A 20,823-nucleotide genomic window follows, 5' to 3' on the forward strand; every position below is an offset into this window, starting at 1 on the left:
CGTTATTCGCGAGAGGCATCACCCGGACCGAGCCGGGCGAACAGCCTCAGTTTCGCCGCGCCAGATCCGGCTGCCAGTCAATTTCCGCGTAATCGGGGTTGTCGGCCTCGGCATCGAGCTCTCCGTAATCCTCAGGGTTCAGCCACTCCACAGGCGTCCAGCGCTCGCCATCAGTCCCCAGATCATCAAATCTTGGATTGAACCACTGGCGCCAGAGATCCCGACCCTCGGCCCGCTCTCCCTGCACCGCGTTTTCCAGCTGATACTCGATGGAAAGACGGGAGAAGCCCGTGTCACCCTCGATATAGCGGTCGCTGTCACCCTGGTAGGTCAGCACCAGCGGATCGCGATAGCGCGTCACCTGGGCATTGGTAAGCAGCTGATTCCCACGCACATCCAGCCAGAAGTCGCCGTAGGGAGTCACCAGCTGCCCGCTGACATCCCGCGGTGACAGGTCGACGTTGTTCAGCGCCAGGGCCAGCTCTGCACTGTTAAGATCCAGCGCGGAGTAAACCTCCGCGCTTTCCAGCCGCAAGTCGCCACTGGTGGAGATGGCGCCGTAGTCGGTAAACAGGCGCTCAATCACCAGTCCGCCGGTGTTATCCGCACTGACACCCACCCATTGCGCGGCCACCCCGTCCATACCGGTCAGGGTCAGGAAGGTTTCGGCACTGTCGCCACCATCCAGATTGATATCGATTCTGGGGCCCTGCACCTGCAGCGGTCCGGAAGTAGTCAGGTTCACCTGATTCAGCCGCACGCCCTCGCCACCAATAAAAGTCCCCTCCGGAATGGTGAGTTGCTTGGCGAGCAGGAAGCCGTCAATCCACAGGTATGGGGTACCGATCAATTCCTCGATCTCGACATCGCCAAATGCGCGAATCCGCACCTCACCATTTTGCGCCGACAACAATTCTGCGTAAGCATCATTCAGCAGAATCAGGTTCAGATCACCGTCATCGCTGACCGCGGACAGCCACGGCAGATCCATCACCAGCGCATCACCGATACCAGTGGCAGCACTGAGGTAGCTGCGGCCGCCTGCGACACCCTGCAGGTGCAGGTCGGAATCCGCGCGCCCGTCAATACGGCCATCGCTGCTGAGATCGAAGGCATAGTCTCCGCTCCAGCTGCTGCTGAGGCTTGCCAGCAGCATATCCTCGCGGCTGTGAACGCGGATCGGCCCCAGAGCTTGCAGCGCACTGCCGGCGCCCATGGTCCAGCGATTGGTCTCGATGTCGACGGCGCCTGCCGCATTTATCAGGGTCGCGGCGCCCTGGGTGACATCGCCTACGGCAGTCAGGGACAGGTCGCCACCGGTATGAATGTTGCCCCCCAGCGTCACCTCGCCACCGCTCTGCAACAGCAGGTTTTCTCCCACATTGAGCTGCTGCAGATCCGCATCGCCAGCCAGCTCCACTCCGCCCTGACCGACAACCTGCAGGCGGGCTTCGCTCGCCATCTGCCAGCTGCCCGCACGGGACTCGAAGTCGCCGTGGACGACCAGCTGCTGCGCCTCGGCCTGCCCCATCAGTGCGGCGGCATCCACAGTCAGATTGGCAAACACTTCCGCGTGCTCATTGAACTGGACGTTACCGCCGCCGACAAAGCGGGCATCGCCGTTGCCCACCAGCCCGGCCAGCACTATGTCGCCGGCACTGTTGATCGCAGTGGTAGCGCCAATCTCCAGCAAACTGCCCGCGGCCATCTGCCAGCTGTTCACCGAAGCCAGCAGGTCGCCGCTCAGGGTGAAAGTCTCTGCCGCTGACTGGGTGACATCGCCCTGCAGGCTAAGGTCAGCACTGGCCGCGCTGACATCGCCAACCAGGGCCAGATGATTGCCATCGAGGATGTTCAGCGCACCGCTCAGATCGGCGGCTTCACTGAAAGTGAAGTCGCCGCCGGCGCTGAGTGACGTGTCGCCACCAATAGTCAGCACAGCGAACTGCTGCTCGCCCGCAGTCATGGCAGAGAAGGCGCCACTCAGGTTCACGGAAGCACCGCTACCCATGGTGAAGCTGCCGGCCCTCAGGCTCAGGGTACCGCCGCCCTGCAAGAGTGCGGTCTCACTGATGGCGATGGCTTGGCTGGCCTGCAGGATAATGTCATCCGCTGCGAGCAGGGATTCGCGCAGGGCGATGCCGGCACCGCTGTCGAGCGCGAGCGCAGCGCCGCTGTCCAGCTGGGCCAGCTCCATTGCCGCAGCGGTGGAGAGTGTCAGAGCACCGCCGGTCTGCAGCAGTGCGCCTTCAGCCATGCTCCAGCTGTTCGCTGAGGCCAGCAGGTCGCCGCTCAGGGTGAAAGTCTCTGCCGCTGACTGGGTGACGTCGCCCTGCAAGCTAAGGTCAGCACTGGCCGCGCTGACATCGCCGACCAGGGCCAGGTGATTGCCATCGAGGATGTTCAGCGCACCGCTCAGATCGGCGGCTTCACTGAAGGTGATGTCGCCGCCGGCGCTGAGTGCCGTGTCGCCCTCGATCGCCAGCAGCGCATACTGTTGCTCCGCCGAGGTAGTCACGCCGAAATCACCGCCCACATGCAGGCTCGCCCCGGAATCCATTGCCACACTCGCGGCTTGCACCAGCATGTCCGCACCACTGATCAGTGCATTGTTAAAGGCGAGCGCATCACCAGCGGTCAGCTCGATACCACTGTCGGCATCCACGGAATCCAGCGTCATTGCACCATCGGTACTGAGCTGTATCGACCCGGCCAGAGATTGCAGCAGCGCATCGGCACCCATGCTCCAGCTTGCGGCGCTGCCAGTAATGTCGCCGTAACTGATCAGTGATTGCCCCGCAGGCTGATTCACCGCACCGCGCGCGGCCAGGTCTACTCCAGAGACTGCGGAGAGAGAAGCACTGTCGCCGACAGTCGTGTCACCGCCAAAAGAGATATCTGCGGCATCGACAATCAGCAGGCCGCCGGCGATATTGCCGCTTTCAGCGAAGGTCATATCACCGACAGCACTCAGCGACACATCACCTCCGGCAACCAGCTGGGCAAGGTGGATGCTGCCTGCGGACTGCAACTGCAAGCCGGCCGCGGTGCGCAGCTGGCTGCCGCTGCCGGCGTGGAAGCTGCCTACCGAAGCTGTCGTGTCGCTGATACCACGCAGGCCGCCGTAGATATCGACCAGCACATCGTCGCCGATCACTACCGCACCATCCGCCTCCAGTAATAGAGCGGCAGAGGCGAGTGTGGAACCTACCGTGACGGTGTTAAGGAAAGTCACATCGCCACCGGCGTCCATTTTCAGATCGGCCAGGCTGGTCAGCACACCAAAATTACTGTCGTCTGACAGAGTGAATTCGGCCCCGCCAGCACTGCGCAGCTCGCTGCTGCTATCCGCATCCCAGCCCGCGGCTGTAACGGTGATCGCATCGCTGACACTGAGCTGCTGGCCCGCGGCCTGGGAAACCAGGCCATCGACATCGATCAGCAGAGAACCAGCAACAGCCGTACCCACATCGACATCACCGTTGAAAGCCAGATCGGCTGCACCGGAAATAGCGAGAAAACCGCCGATATCCGCACCGCCATTGAAGGCAATGCGATCAGCGTCCATAAGGGTCGCATCACCGCCTACGGTCAGCTGGGCAAACGCCTGCCCGGCCTGGGTTTGCAGACCGACATCGCCCGCCACCTGCAGCTCGCTGCCCGCGGCCATGCTCCAGCTGCGCAGCTGTGCAGCAGTCCCGGCACTGCCTTTGAGACTGCCCGCCACATCCACCAGCACCGCGTCGGTTACGCCCACAGTACCGGCCGCATCAAGTAGCAGATCACTGCCAACTGCGGTGTCGGCGAGGAAGGTCACATCACCCGCACTGGCGATCTGCAGCGCAGCGTTAATATCCAGCGCGCCGAACCCGGCCCCGTCTGCACCGAGTTCGAAAGACGCACCGTTCGCAGACACCATGCGGCTGCTGGCGTTCGCCTGCAAACCGGCAACCGTCACATCGATCACACTGGCATCCACCACACTGCCGGCGGCCAGCGTCAGCAGGCTGCCATTGCCAACCAGGAAATCGCCATTGCTGTAGGCATCGCCCGCCAGCGCCACAGCGCCGGTGCCGCCATTGAGGGTGATACCAGTTGCGCGCTGACTGCTGCCGGCGATATCGCCCTGGACCTCAAGCCCGCTGTCCGCATCGAGGCTGATCACACCGCTGCCAGCAAGATCACCGCTTACGAGGATGGTATTGCCATCCAGATCGATATCGGCCGCGGTCACATGACCCAGCGTGAGAGTTGCCTGGGCGTCCGCAGCAACGGCGCTGGCATTCAGCTGCACGGCACTGATACTGCCGCTGACACTGTCGGTCAGGTTGAGCGCGCTGAGGCTGATATCGCCTGCGGCTATCAGCGTCTGCAGGTCCAGGCCGTCGATCGCCGTCAGGGTGATATCGCCCTCGGTGCGCAGCTCGGCGCCCGCCGCCATTGTGATGCTCTGGGCATCCGCCAACAGCCGCGCGCTGCCGCCGCTGGAGGCACTGCTATAGGCCACGTCCACGTCGCCGTTAAACAGCAACTCACCGGCGGCCAGCAAATCGAAATCGCCCCCGACGGTGACGCCAGCCAGCGTCATGCCACCGGCGGAGGCATTAAAGTCGCCGCTGCCGATATCCAGATCATGGGTGTCGAGCGCGATATTGTCCGCCGCCAACTTCGCCTGACCGTTGACATCAATGACGCCCGCGACCGAGCCGAGAATATCCCCTGCCGCATACAGGTCGAGCGAATCCGCCCGCAAGTCGCCGATCAACACCAGGTCACCACTGGCATCGATATCCATGATGCCGGCGCTGACCCCACTGAAATTCGCCTCCGAGGTATCGGCAATATTCAGCCAGGCGTTGGCGGCATCAAAAGTGACAGTACCGCCACCGGACATGCGCAGGTTCAGCGCCTGGGCAGAGGAGCCGAGGTCACTGGCGGAAAGCCCCAATAGGCTGGCGGAGATCACGCTCTCGCTGTCGAGGCCGACAATGTCGTGGCTGCTCACCATCCATATACGCTCACCCGCACTGACCGCATCCACCACGAGGTCGCCACCGGTCTGGGTGACATAAAGACTGCCGGCCGCACCGGCCTGGCGCAGCACACCGGAAAGCTGCAGCCTGAGATTGGCGTTGCCCGCGCCGATATCCCCCTGGGTATTGGCGATATACAGATCCTGTGCAGAGATATTGAAGCCGCCCGCGGCCGCGCTGATCGCACCGTTTACAGCCAGGCGCACATCACTGGAGCTGGAAGCGATATTGCCAATGGTGAGGCCACTGGCTGACTCGATATAAATCTCATCGGCGGCACTGACAGTCAGCTCACCGGTGGTATCGATCTTGAGCGGGTCTACCTGCGACACGCTGAAGGTCACCAGATCGCCGTTCTCCAGGGTTTCGATATCGCCCGGGCCCGCTTCCAGCAGCGCGATTTTCTGTGCATCGGTGATCACCGGATTACTGCGATCAATCGCAAACACCAGATCATCCAGGTCTTCGCCGACGCTGCCGCCACTGACGGCAATATGCAGGTTCGGGGCGACGATATTGGCCTCGCGGTTGGTCAGTGTGGCCTGTGCGTCCGCATTCAGGGCGGCGGCGTTAATACTGATATCCAGCTGACTCTGGCTCCACTGGGCGCCATCGATCAGGTTCGCATACCAGTTGGAGCTATCGTCGATGGCAAGCGCAAAGCTGCTGTCGTAACTGCCGGTAAACAGATCGCCGTAGTCATAACCTTCCAGCGTACCCTTTTGCTCAATACCAATCGCATCTTCCGGATTGACGTACACGTCCGCAGACGCGGTCTGGTCGGCAAACCAGTCCTGCAGAGCAAAAAATTCCGCTTTCGCCGCCGCAGTCGCTTCCGCATCGGTGGAGACGTCGTAACGGGATTTGAAGCTGTCCATAAAGGCCGCGTTGACCGCGAAGCCCGCTTCGCTGTCGTCATCGAGACGCTGCTTGATCAGCCAGTAGTTGTGATAATTCGCCGTAAACTGGTTTTCGTAACCGGTCACCGCAATGACACCGGCATCCGCACCCTGAAGATTGAGCGCATCCCAGACGCTTTGCAGATAGGCCAGCTCCTCATCGGATTTTTCGCTCTGACCAATACCGTTGATCAGGCTGCCATTGCCCAGCGAAATCACCACATCTTCACTGGCGCTGATGGTGTTGACCGCCAGATCTCCCTGGGCCTGGTGAATCACAATATCATCAGCAGCTTCCAGGGTGACTTCATTCACATCCAGATTGATGTAGTCGTAGGTTGCGCTGTCGCCAATAATGCCGGCGTTGCCAATACCGCCGGAATAGCTCACCAGATTAACGGTGTCGCTCTGGATATGTATGCCGCTGCCGACACCGACCAGGCCTTTATCCACAGTGCCGACGATGTCATAGAGCGCGGTGAAATTTTCCAGGTTCACCGCCGCAGACTTACCGGTGATATCGAAATACAGCGAACCGCCCCGGGCCTGCAGGGAAACAGTATTCGCGGTGACGTTGAGCGGATCAGCGAGCGCACCCAGGTCACTCTGGCCGGCGTACAGACGCAGCGTATCGGCATCGAAGGATGAACCGGCACCGGCACTCAAACTGCTATTGGTGCGAATATCGGTGGTGCCGAGTGGGTTATAGATATTGCCGTTGACGAACACATTGGCTGTGGAATCAATATCGATACTACCGCTGGCCACCCCATTGAAAGAAATCCCGATGGCGTTATCCGCCTTCACATAACTGTGGGTTTCCATATTCAGGTAGTAGGGGATATACACGCTCGGATCGGTGTTGGTCCAGTTGCTGCCGTAGTAATCCGAATAGCTGTATTCGATGCCCCACCAGTAAGTGCGGATGGTATCGGCATCATATTCCTGGGTAATGAAACTGCTGGCGCTGCCATTGGTGCAGACACCGGGGTTGGCCGCACAAGAAGTGTAATAGCTCGCCTCCACATTCCACTCAATCGCGCCGCCGGCGCCAGTGCCCTGCCACTCGCCCACTGTGTTAGGGTATTTGGCCAGATATCCGTCGGGGAAGTCCGTATAAGTGCGGCTGACACTTGCGTCTTCGCGGATGTAATACAGCTGCCCGGCCAGTGGATTATAGGTGGTGCTTGAGGTGGTGCCGGTACCACCGGACTCACCCAGATAGGTGCCGTCCTCATAACTGGTCGCCCAGGATGTGGTCTCGTATTCCTGAATCTTGCCGCCCGGGCTGTGCACATACCAGTGGCTGTAGTAGTCGTTGCGACTGCCACCGTCATTCATGTTCTTGGTGAAGTTCTGATCGGTGATCCGCACGATGCCTACGGCATCGTCGCCGGCATCGAGAGAATTAATCACCAGATCGGTATTGGAATTATTCTCGATGCTGATCTGGCCGAGGCCATCGCGCACCAGAATCTTGCCGTCTGCACTGGTGGAGGAAATCTTCGCATTGATAGACAGATAACCGCCGCCGGATACCGGCACGTCGTCCACCAGCAGCTGGCCACTGGCTACGTCGTAGGTCAGCGAAATACTTTCAGCACCGTTGATCCTGCCGATTTCCGGATCGAAGGTTTCCGTGACATAGCGCGATGGATCATACTGCGGCGCAAACGGATTCGGCTGGTAATTCGGGTTTTCGTATCGGTGGCTGAGCGTACCACCCGGTGACAGTTCAATCTGGTCACCATCGGTAAGCCCCGCCACTGCGATGTAGCCGGCAATGGCACTGTCGAAGCCACTGCCCACGGTCACCGACCAGTTATTCTCCTTGCCCACCTCGATGGTGCCGTTGATATCCACCCGGCGCGCATTGATAACGACTTTCTCACCGACGATGCTCGCCCCCGGTGCGCCCATGCTGTTCTTGACGGTGCTGTAACTGGCAGAGCGCTCCAGGTTGCCCTGTTTGTTATACACCGGCTGGAATTTCCAGTGGCGGCCGCCGCGGCTGCTGCTGTCGGTCTTGAACTTCAGGTCTACCGCGTCTGAACCGCCATATTCCTGACTGTCACTGAAGCCCCAGTTAAAGAACACATGGATCTTGTTGTAGTCCGCATTGTCGTCACTGGCATTATTGAAATACGCATTTTCATCATTGAATGCACTGCCGCCGATAAAACATTTATTGGCCGTGGCACAGGCATAGAACCAGTTGTTGAATTCATCGATACCAACGGCATCGATCTGCGTTTCATAGCGGTCATTAATCCAGTACTGAACAAAATCGTCGGCATCGGTGGGTTTCCAGCCGCTGAGGAAATTCACATAGGCCGCCGGTGAACGGCCGTAGGCGAGATCCTGGTTGCCGGCGTTGACCACCAGGCTGCCGTTTTCCACCGTCAGATTGATGGTGTTGGCTTCAATTGCCGCCTGCTGCAGCAGGTCGCCCTCTTCCAGGGTGATGTCCACCGTCGACAGCAGGTTGGTAATGTCACCGGCCACGATCACATCGGAATTATTGATATTGCCGCCGGACGGATTGTGGGTGATGTGGATACCGGAGCTGATGCCGGTAGTAGCGCTGTTTTCTTCAAGGATATAGGCGCTGTCGAGACTGGCTCCGCCGGTGACATAGACGTTGCCGCCGGTCTGGTTGGCGATATAAAGGTTACCCACCAGCAGGTGCTGGTCATCGCGGTTGTTGATATCAATATACGCATCGCCGCGCGCGGTGATCTGCGGCGCGCTGCCAAAGCCACCCTGCAGATCGATGGTGTCCGCCACCAGGCTGACGTTGCCCGCCGAGGCACTGATACCGGTCACGGAGACAACATTATTTTCCTGGGCCGAAAGGTCATTCAGAATTACCGACAGATTGGCGATTTCGGTCTTGAGCGCGTTGATCTCATCGGTATAGGGGTTCTCGCCGCTGCTGCCAGAGGTAGTCGTGGAACCACTACTGGCGCTGCCGCCAGTGCCTGTGCCATCACTGCCGTCGGCAGCCGTGCCGGTGGTGCTGGTGCTGGTCTCGGTCCAGGCTTCGTATTCGGTCACCAGCGCCTGCAATTCGTCGATGTACGCCTGCAGGCTGGCGCGGGAAGAGTAGCTGTCGGCCAGCTGCTCGGCCAGCCCGTAGCCGGCGAGGTCGGAAGTGATGTTGCCCGAAGCATCCACATCCACCCACTGATAAGCGTTCTGACCTGCGGTGACGCTGCCGGAGCCCTCGAAGGTCAATACGGAATTGCTGTTACTGGCGCTGGAGCCAAATGTCGTCTCGGTGCTGAACAGCTCCATATAGGGGTTGCGTTCAACCCCTTCGGCATTGGCATAGAGGGTGCCTTCGTTGGCCTCGATATTGATGTGACCATCGCTGCCCACATCAATCGCATTCCCCAGCACCACTGTGTTGTTTACGCTGATATCCGCGTTGGCCTTGTTGCCCGCGGGAATCGGAACTGCTGTCCAGTTGTACACATTGGTGCGGGCGTCGGCGGTAATCTGGTTCTCGCCCAGATAATTGGAACCGCGACCAGCATAGATACCGATATCGTCGTAGGCATTGATCACCACGCCCTCGCCGAGATCCACTGTATTGGTCACGGTGACATCCACATCGGAAACACCGCCGGCCACACCGGCAACGGCCCACACCGTGGTATTGGCCTGGGCGGTGGCTGAGCCGGTGGTATAGGTACCGATACCGATTTCACCAACCGGGTTATAAATCAGCACACCATCACTAAGGATGATGGTATTGCTGGTGCTGACATCCACATCGGACTCGGACCCGGCCCCCTGCAATGCGCCGCCCACTTTTAGCACCGACGAATCGTAGACATAAAAACGGCTGTGGGCATCGAGAGAAATGTTGTGGTCGTATGTACCGTCGAGCCAGGCGAAATCACTGATGGACAGCACGGCGTTGTGACCAATATTGATCGCGGCATCGATGCCGGTCAGCTCCTGATCGGAAACTCCTGCAGAACCGTTGGCGGCGCCACCGGCACCGGCATTGATGCTGGTTTCGAAGCCGGAGCGGCTGGGTGTTTGAATATGCAGCGCGCTGTTGTCCGCGTCGATATCGATTTCCAGAGCACTGAAGCTGACGTTCTGCCCCAGATTCACTTCAACATCGTTGTCGACATCCGTATTGGCCACCGCGCCGGACCCCCCCACTACGGAAACCGTGGTGGAATCCGTGCCGGCAAAGAACTGGCTCTCGTGGGCAGCAGACAGGCGCACCTCACCGCCCAGCACCGGTACAACGGCGTAACCGGAAGCCCAGTCGGCAATATTGATACTCGCCGCTTTATTCGCGCTGCTGTTGTTGTAGCTGTTGGCGTTCGACACTGCAGCGGAACCGGAGTAATAACCGCCACCACCGGCGGTGGTGAAGCTCTGGTTCTCGTCGTAATTGTAGGCATCGAGAATAAAATCGCCGCTGCGCATGACGGCGTTGGAAATGGGATTGCTGCCGTAATCCACCCGCGCGGAGGTTTTCGATTCCGCAGTGGATTCGTTGTAGCCACCGGAAACCAGCCCGACGAAATAACCATCGGCATCCGCGATCTGCACTGCGGTGTTGCGCGCATACACAGCGAAATCATTGTCAGGGATTCGCACCCCATCGCCCACCGTGGCCACCGCCTGGGAGCTGTTGCGCGCGAGCGCCTCACTGCCGGCGATGCCCGCCAGCAGGCCGCCGGACGCGGCAAAGGCATTGGCGTCGGCACTCACATAATCTTCGTCGGAGCCGTCGCCGGTTTCCGCACGGATAATGACCGAGCCTTCGCCGGTGAAATAGGTCCCGTCCGCCGCTTCGGCTTCCGCGCTGGTGTCGGCAATGGCATAGGCGAAGGAGCCACCCATAGCGCCGACGCCGGCCACGGTGACACCGTAGGCTCGGGAATAAACCTCCGGCACCGCCTGCGCCTCGATGTTGACCACCCCGCTGCCGGCGGAAATAGTCCCGTATACGGTGCTGTTCACCTCGGACTCATCGCGGGCATCGGTAACCACACCCTGAATCCCGGCCAGCAGGCCACCGCCCAGTGCGAACGCGGTGGTTTTCACCAGACCGTCCGAATAGGCGTCCACATAAATATTGTTGAACCCATCCACGCCCTGACCGGTTTCGCCCAGCCACGCATCTACGTCACTGTGCTTTTCCGCAAAACCGATGGACACACCCACCGCCGCGGCACCGATGTTGACACTCAGGGAACCGTCGGTGGGATCGTCCGGCCTGCCGGCATCCACATCCCCAACACGCAGTTCGGTGGTGTCGCGGGCGGAAACAGCAATATCCCCGCTGTCGTCGCCCAGCGCCGAAGTCACGCCGGCGACGGTGCGCAATTCACTGCGCACATCGTTGTAATTCACCACCACCGAAGTGCCGCCGAGGCCAACCACGAAGGATTTCATTTCACCGGCGGCGTCATCCTCGGATACGTCTTTGACCTGCGCATCCACGGTGACATTGTTCGAGGTGAGATCGCTGTCGACGGTGGCGATAGTCATGTCATAGAGACGGGTAACCCCCACAGCACCGGCAATACCGACACTGGAAACCTGCGCCGCGCCCAGCCCTTGATAGGTATGCAGCAGGGTCTGCGCATCCACATCCAGGGTATCGGCATCGATATCACCGCCGGAAATTCGCGCCGCCACCACACTTTCGCCGCTCAGTGTGAGCGACCTGCCGGACTCGGTACTGGTGGCGGTGGAAGGTGCGCTGCTGGCTTCGATAGTGTCGCCACTCTCCTGCTCGATCGCGGCAATATCCTCGCTCGACAGGTGCGGGTTGTAGGCGGCGGTGTCTTCCGACATCACGCTGTTGGCGGACTGGCGCGACGGATCAAATTCGCCCTCGGCATCGGTGCCGTCTTCGGTGGTGGTATCCCCCTGCCCGAACAGCGCCACACCGATACTTAATGCGGCGCCCACATTGCTGGAACCGGCACCGGCAATCGAGATCATCGACGCTTGGCGCTGGGCCGTGGCGTCCATGTCCAGCAGTGCGGTATCGATATCCGCACCCACCACTTCGGCGTAGACCTGGCTGCGCCCCAGCACCACGTTGGCCACCGCACCCACACCGGCGCTGGCGCCGACCCCGATCCCCAGGGTTTCCTGATCCACATCGAGGATTTCCTGGGCATTGACGCTGACAGTGGTGGCATCGCTGCTGCCATCACTGCCAATAATCTGCGTGGTGAAGTAATCGTCCGCGCTGTTGTTGGCGGTTTCGTTGTCGTGCAGCAGGCCGTGCACAGCGGCGCGGGTCTCGCCTTTCACTTCACTGACATTGATCATCGCCGCCACACCGAAACCGGTACTGACACCGGCGCCCAGCGAGTAGCTGTTGACGCTCTGCAGGCGATCCGCATCCACGGTGACGTTATCGGCCTTGATCAGGGTGGTGTCTGCGTCGGCGCTATCGTCCAGATCGTTGCCGATCTTCGCGCTGCTGTCGCCGCCGAGAATATTCACCGCCAGCCCAATTCCCGCCCCCACCGTGGTGCCGATACCGACGGAACCGGCAGCGGAGTTCACGTCCTGACGACGCTCCGCGCTGACCACCACATCACCGGCGGTAACGGTGCTGTCGTGCAGCCAGGCTTCGGTGCCGCCCTTCATCAGGTTGATGGTGACCGATGCGGTACCACCAATGCCACCCTCGGCACCGACGCCCGCGGCTACACCGGCGGAGACCGCCTGCGCCAGCTGGGTGGAAGCGGCATCCAGGGTCAGCTCGTCGGCATTGATGGTGGAATTGGCGATTTCCGCACTGGCGGATTTGCCCATATGGTTGGTGGAGAAACCGCCCACCCCGGCACCGCCGAGAGAAACCGCAATGCCGGCGGAAACGCCAAGACCATAATCGTGACTGGAAGCGCGCACGGTGACATCGGCGCCATCGCCGGCGGAAACCCCCTGGTTGATGCTGGCATTTCTGATGTAGGCATCGGTGCTCGATTCGAACACATTGGTGGCCACGTTGGCGGTGATGGCCACATTCTTGCCGCCGGAACCACCCACGGTAATCGCCTGCTGCTTCACATAGCTGGTGGCGTTGACGCCAACGCCGCTGACGGCCTCGGTCCCCTCCTTCAGTTCCTGCGACCCGAAGGCGGTGGTCAGGTCGTCCATGGAAACGTCGCCGTTACCGGCAGCGCTGGAACTGCCATCGCTCTCCTCCGTCGTGGCGGAGAGGTCCGGCAGAGCCGTCATGCCGGTGAGTGCGCCATCGAGAATATCGAAGCTGCCCCCAAGGCCGAGGGCGGTGACGCTGGCATCTTCGATATAGGCCTGGGTCTGGCCGTATTCCGCCGCGGTGGAAATGGCGATGGCGCCGGCGCCACCATTCAGGCCCACCCCCACCGCGCCACTGCCCACCACATTTTCGCTGCTGGCCAGTGCCTCCACCGCCACGTTGCCGTAGGCGTCGATAGTGGCCTTGTCCGCGATTCGCGCAGTGACATCGCCATCCACAACGCCGGTACCGATGGACGGTGCCACAGAGGCCTGCTTGGAGGCCGCGACCCCGGCATCAATGGTCAGAAGACTGTTGTCCCGTAATGCCTCCAGGTAAACATCTGCGGCTTGCAGCGCGGTGCTGGACGCGGAAACATCATCGCCGAGAATTTCACTGGTAACGTCGCTGTCGACACGGTTCACCGCCGCGGCGATACCGCCGGCGGAACCGCTTGTGGAAACCGCCCCGATCCATGCGGTGGATATGCTGTCGGTGTAATCGGCGGACTGCACGCGAATAGTGCCACCACTGCTGCCTGCGGAGCCGAGTGAATTGCTGCCCACGTTTTTGATCGACGCCTGCACCGTCTGATCCATATCGGTAACACTCAGGGCGCCGGCAAATGCCAGCCCGGAGCTACCGGTGGAGATACCGATGCCGATGGCATTGCCCACCAGCAGGTTGGCATCGCCGTCGGCTCCACTGGACGCTTTGACGGTGATATCGCCTGCGGCTTCCAGGTCCACATTGCCGATGCGCGCGCGGGTTTCATGGCCGCTGTCGCCGATCAGATTAAGAGCCACCGCCAGCCCCGCGGCAAAACCGCTGCCGGAGGAGACGGACACAGAACCGGCCACATTGACCAGGTCCATGTCATTCTGTGCAGTTACCGAAACATTGTCCGCGTACACGGTACCCAGATCGTCGCCATCCCAGTCTCCCAGCTCCGCGCGCACACTATTATTCAGGCTGTTGACCGCTACCGAGCCAACCCCGGAGAACTTGCCGGTGGCAACACCGAGGCCGGCGGCCACCGTGTAGAGCAGCGCCTCATCCCGCGCGGAGATATCGATACTGTCGGCGATGTCGCCGCTGGAGTTGATATTGGCGTTTTGGATAATCGCGGTTTTTTCAGTCTGCACATCCGCATGGGCATAAGACAGACCAAAGTTGGAGCCACCCATCTGCAACACACCGGCCACGGCAATGATCCGTTCGCCTTCGCTGGCATAGCTGTATGCGGAACCGCTGCCATCGTCACTGGTGTGTATCTGCGAGTTGTCAAAAACCGCAGCGCCGCTGAAATCAAAGTCCTCATTGACCGAGCTGGAGCCGATGGTATCGAGCACGGAATCCAGACTGCCGACACTGGTGCCCGCCACATTGACCGCGACATTGTCGGCACCGGTAATGGTGACATCTTCCAGCAGCGCGCGGGTGTCGCCTTTGATGGAGCCGATGGCGAAGCTGCCCATATAGCCGGTGGAATTGCTGGCGTTGTTGTTGTAACCGACACCGGCCGCGCCGATGCCGATACGCTGCACACCGCGCGCACTGATGGCAATGTTGTCGAAGTCGGTAATCTCGCTGCCAGTCTGCGCACTATCGTCGGCATGGGTAACCACCGCTTCCACGGCCTTGCCGGCGTAGACGTCCTCGCCATAAGCGGACGACAGCACATTGTTGCCATCGGGGTTGGAATCGCCGAGCAGATTGCCCGGGTCATCAATATCGGCAAAGGTCACCGCCAGACCAAAACCGGTTTTGCCGCCGCCATATAAAGTGCCGCCGCCCACACCGATATCGGTGTTGTTGTAGGCGCTCACTTCGAAGCCATTAGCGCCGCTGCCACTGCCGCTGACCCTGCTGCCCTCCATCCGTGCGGAGGTACCGTCGCGCACCTGAGCACCGGAAATCGACAGGCCTGCAGAGGTAGATTTACCCCCGGCGCTGGGGCTATCGATTGCCAGCGCCAGACCAACAGAGGTGAGCTCGCCACCGTGCAATGCCTGAATGGACAGGTCATCGACATCGCTCACATCGGACTCGAGCAACCACGCCAGCGCGTCGTTGAAGGTGATCTGGTAGGCAATGGCACCGGCCATGGCGCTGGAGTTGGGCGTGGAAGGAGACTTCGACAGGTTCAGAGCGGCGGAGCCGGACGCGGCCACAGAAACAATGTTCTGCAGGGCCTGGATATCCACATCCACTTCTTCGCCGCTGTGCCCGGCAATGGTGGCACCGTCAATAATGGATTTCGCATCCAGATTCGACACGCTGACCGCGACGCTGCCCGCGCCCGCAAGGCTGGTCTGGCTGGAATCCAGCGATGCCGTGCCATTGTCAGCGGAGCTCGAGGAGCTGTCGTTACTGCCCGCCTGTGAAGCGGATGCCACCGAACTGCTGCCGGAACCGGAATTCGCTGCACTCTGGCTGCTTGCGGTATTGCTCTCCAGATCGCCGGACCAGCCGCCAAACTTTGTCCCGTACCAGTTTTCAAATTTCTGCCCGAGACCCGGCTCGCCGGTATTCTCGGTCAGCAGCGCGCCGGCCACGGCGACGCTGCCTGTGGAGCCACTGGACTTGCCGCGCACTTCGATATTGCGGGCAATGATGGCGGGACTGGCGGGCTGGGTTGGATTGGTGGGCGCGGAGGGTGCCGGCTGTGAATCGTTGTTGAACTCGACTTTTTCCGCTTCTTGCGAATTATCGCCAATGAAGGCCTTGGTATCGCCCTGGCTGATATTCGCCGCAATGCCGACACCCACCGCACTCTCACCGTTAGACCAGTTAACCGCACCGGCCGCGGCCCAGTTACCCACCTGGTGATCGGCAATAATGATCAGGTCATCCGCGCTCACATAAGCCTGATTGGACAGCGATGCGTGGGTCAGCGTTTCGCTGTTGAGAATGGCGATCACACCATTGAAGCCGGTGCCGCTGCCCATACCCGAGGACGGCGTCACCACCAGGTGGCGCTCGTCGCTCTCCGCCGTTACTGTGACGTCGCCGGCAGCGCTGATGCTGGCATCACCGATACCGGCAATCGCCTGGTTTGCCTGCTGCACGAAGGTGATGCTGCCGCCCACGGACTTGCCGTCATCATTGGTGCCGTTGCCATTGGGCAGTATCCCCAAACTGCCGATATTGCCGGCCACATGGGCGCTTTCAACCAGGTTGTAGGCCCGCACCGTCACCGAGCTGTCGAAGTCGTAGCGGTAGGTGACGTCCTTGAAGGGTTCGAAATCGCTGAAAATTCCCGGGCTGGTGACACTGGAATCCAGATCGTAGGAGACACTCCAATCGCCGCTGCCGCTGGTCGTTACCGAGGCCCCATCACCGATCCACGCCTTGGTATTGATCTCGTTCCACTGCACATTGACCGAGCCGCCGTAGGCTTCCTTATCGGCACCGGCACCGGCGTTGGCAAAGGTGGTGAGAATATTGTTTTGCAGGCCACCGATGCCGTTGAATTTACTGGTCACATCGGACAGGGTGTCCCAGCGATCGTAAGTGGAAACGATCGGCATTTTCTGTTCGGCAACCACCCCCAGGTTCTGGGCATTGATGGTGACGAAGTCGCCCACTTCCGCAACCGCATCCCCTTCGTGGATGGCGAAGTTGAACGCGAGTGCCGCGCTCTTGTCCGCGGCACTGGTCTGCTGGGCACCGACGGTGCCGGCCTTGGGGGAGGTGACCGCAGTTTCCGCCGAAGTGCGGTACCCCCCCTGGTCGCCACCCACGGCGCCGCGGCCGTCGCCGCCAATCACCGCATCGTTGTCGGTTCCCAGGTCTGTGGCCGCCACCACCAGCACATTACCGCTGGCATCGATGCTCGGGGCGTCGCTCTGGCCATCGGCATTGGTGCCGAGATAGGCATAGGCTTCCTTGTCCGACAGGTTGAGGGAGAAGGACAGGCCGCCCTTCCAGTTCACCTTGCCACTGGCATCGCTGGAGGCGCTGGTGTCCACGCCGCCCGGCAGATAGTTGCCCAACAGGCTGGACACACCGCCCTGCACCTTGCCCATACCGGAAACCAGTTTGGAGCCAATGGTGCGGGCAAGAATGCTGCTGCCCACCGCGACACCGGAGTGCACCCGCTGCTCTACGGTGCGATCGAGGGCCAGCAGGGTGACATCCCCAACCTGGCTGGCGCTGCTGCCGAGATCGGCCCCCATTTCCGCCGTGGCACTGGAGTCGAAATCGCCCACCGCCACGGCGATGCCGTAGCGGGTATTGGAGAGGCCGAACACCGAAGCGGAGGTGTAAAAGCGGTTGAGGTTTTCCGCCGCCACCAGCAGGTTGTCCGCACTCAGGTTGGCGCCGGTTTCAATGGCCGCCGTGGCATCCACATCGGCCTCGCCCACGGCGACAGCGGCAACGACCTTATTGGCCTTGTCCGCCTCCAGCACAAAGGCGCTGGAGGATACATAGGTTTCATTGTGCGCGGTCACCGCAAGGTCGCCACCGGCGCTGATCGTCGCACCGCTCTTCACAGTGGCCGTGCTGGTGGCGTCGCCACTGACGTAAATCCCCGCCAGCGCGGCGGTCAGTACGTCGGCCCCCATCACCAGCGCCATCGCTTCCGCAACGGAGTGGGAGTCCGCGGACAGGGTGACATTGCCGGCGGCGCTAATATTGGCACCACTGTTGACCGTCACCGTCGCGTCGGAATCCGCTTCCATATAATTGAAATCCACCCCGCCCAGTGCGGCCACGCTTTTGAGGCCGAGGGTGGTGCCGATTTCTTCATAGAAGGAACTGGTCGAGGAGCTGAAGGCTTTCGCAGTGACATTGTTCGCCTCAATGGAGCCGGACAATGCAATACTGGTTTCGGCCGCGGCCCGGCCATAGCCCACCGCGTCGGTTTCCGTTGCGGTCAGGTTCACATCGCCATCGGTGGTACTGCTGTCGCCATCGACAGTATCGAGAACTCCGCTGCTGGTCAGGGTAATATTTTTTCCGACCAGATCGATATCACCCACGGTGTCGCTGCTACCCGCGCTACTGGTGAGTGTGCCGGCGATGGTGATCGAGTCAGCTTCCACCGCAATACCGGCGGCCGCCACCGAGGCGGAGGATTCAATGCTGACGCTATCGGCCACAAACTTGAGCAGGCCGCCGTAGAGCACATCTTCGGCCCAGCTCAACGAGGAGTCGCTTTGCAGGGTCAGGGCGCTGGCATTCAGCCCGGCGAGGTTCAGGCTGTCATCGATCGCGCCCGTCAGCAAAATCGATTCGGAAGCGGTAAAGGTGCCGCTGTTATAAAAGGCATCCACATCGATGGAAATATTATCCGCCGCCAGTTCAGTATCCGTGGTGACGGTCAGGCTGCCGCCATTGAAGCGGATATCGCGCCCGGAAAAATCGAAGTCCTGGCCGTCCACCCACACAATATCCGCTCCGTTGGCGGTGGTGACCGCGCTGGAGTTCGCATCGTTAGACAGCACAATATCGTTGTCGGTGCTGATGGCGAGCAGACTGTAATTGAGATTAGCGAGATCTTCGTAATCGGCATCCTGCACCAGGGTGATGCTACCGAAAGTGGCGGCATCGCTGTCGCCGCCATCGGCGGTGACAGTGCCATCAATATTGCTGTCATTGGATTCTAGGGTGACATTGGCCGCTGTTAGCGAGGCATTCTGGGTGACGGTAATGCCCGCGGCACTCAGAGTCAGGTCACCGTCAAAGTCTACATCCCCGGCGAGTTTAAAATCTTCAGTCCCGGCAGCCACGTATTCGCTATCCGTCACATCTTGCGCGAACACCATGCGGCTGGAAGTGGTGAGGGCGAGGCCATCGGCTGAGATTTTCGCAAAATCCAAAGCCAGCGTTGTCCCGCTGAGGGCCACCTGGCCCGATGTCGAGCCGTCGCCGGCCGCATTCAGCTCACCATCCACCTGTACCGCATTGGTGGCGGTCAGGGTGATGCCACCCGCGCTCACATCAACACCGGTGGAAATATTATCCGCATGGATTTCCAGCGCATAACCCACGCTCAGGGCACCGCTGTTTTCTTCCCAGACGATATCGCCGCTGCTGCCAAGGCCAGTGGCATCACCACTGATATAAAAGTTATTCTCGGTATCGACCCGTAGAATATCCGCGCTGATATTGCCGAGGTCCCCATAGTTGGCATCGCCATCCAACTGAACCCGGCCGGCGCTGCCGGCGGCGGTGGCATCCGCCGTAAGGCTGCCATCGATGTTGATATCACTCGCGTGCAGACTGACATCCGATGCGGAAACCCCGTTGCCGGCAGCAATATCAATTCGACCGGCACTGACCTCCAGCTGGTCGTAAACATCCAGATGACCGACAATCACCACATCGTCGGTCAGCGCCGTCTGCACCGCATTGTCCTCGCCGCTACCGGCCAGTATCACCGCATTCGCACCGCCGCTGATGTTTGCGTAGGCGCTGTCGATATCGATCACACCGGCGGTTACGCTGCTGCCATCGTCACTGCCGAGAGCGGTCAGATCACCACGGATAACAACTTCGCTATCCGCGCTGATATTGATATTGCTGGCCAGTACCGCCCCAGCAACGATCACGCTGTCGCCGATAAAGCTCGCGCTGGTTTCCGCGGTGTTGGCTGCGGCCGCATCGCGGGTATCCACGACGGCCGAACTGCTCACTTCGATGGTGTCGGCACTGATGGTGATGCCCCCATCTGCCAGCAGATCGCCGGCCAGGGAGACATCCGTGCCCACCGCAGCGCCTGTTGCACTGATATATATACTGCCGTTCTCTTCCTGTAGCTCGGTGGGCACACTGGCGTCACCGGCATTGACCTGCGCCGCATCCACATAGATGGCCTGAATCGCATTACCGGCGGTCATGACCGCACCGGCATCCACCACCACCTGGTTCGCGCGGATATCGACACCGCTTGCGGTATTGATTTTTCCCGACACCGTAACCAGGCCGTCGGCGGAAACCGCATAGCTGTTGTTATCGAGCGCAGCCAAACCATCATCTGAGAATGCCGGTGTCGTCACATCCAGCCAGCCATCAATCTCGCTTTGTGTGGGTGTTTTAATCGACAACTGCCCGACGTTGATGATTCCCGATGGTCCGACAAGGAAGCCGTGCGAACTGGCAAACACCACATTGCCACCCAGGCTGCCATCCTGATAGCTGTTCAGGATACCGTACACCTCCGGACGGCTATCCCGCACAATATTCACCAGCTGGCTGATATCACTGTCCAGCTCAAGGTTGACGGTGTTGATATCGCCAACCACGAAATTGTTGAATACGTTGACCCCAATATCACCTTTCTTGTAATTACTGGTGACCTTCTCGGTGTTATTACCCAGATCTTCAACATTGGTAAAAGCGTCCACCGCATCGATATTGTGGGTCGCTGCCATCAGGTTCACCGCCCCCGTAGACAGCAGGGTTCCTAGGGTCAGCTGCCTACCCAACTGCTTGCCGGTCCCGGTGCCCGCCTGACCGGCTTGCGCCTTGGTGGCCTTGCGAATGGCGTGAGTCAGCAGATGGTGACGGAAAGGCTTCATGGGTATTTTCCTTGGCAACGACTGTTTTCTTCGGTCGTTTTATCTATTATGCGTCTGCATATGCCGCGGGCTTCTTATAAAAACTGTAAAGCAGCCGCGTCTTT

General features: G+C 60.3%; 1 protein-coding gene. It reads right to left on the reverse strand.

The window, feature by feature from the left end; all coding sequences use genetic code 11:
* Window positions 1-46: 46 nt before the first annotated feature.
* A complete protein-coding gene (locus ABEA58_RS08375; protein ID WP_345550561.1) occupies window positions 47-20,719 on the reverse strand; it encodes a leukotoxin LktA family filamentous adhesin in 20,673 nt (6,890 codons plus the stop codon).
* Window positions 20,720-20,823: the final 104 nt, after the last annotated feature.

Source organism: Microbulbifer aestuariivivens, from assembly GCF_039545115.1.
In the GTDB taxonomy this organism is placed as follows: domain Bacteria; phylum Pseudomonadota; class Gammaproteobacteria; order Pseudomonadales; family Cellvibrionaceae; genus Microbulbifer; species Microbulbifer aestuariivivens.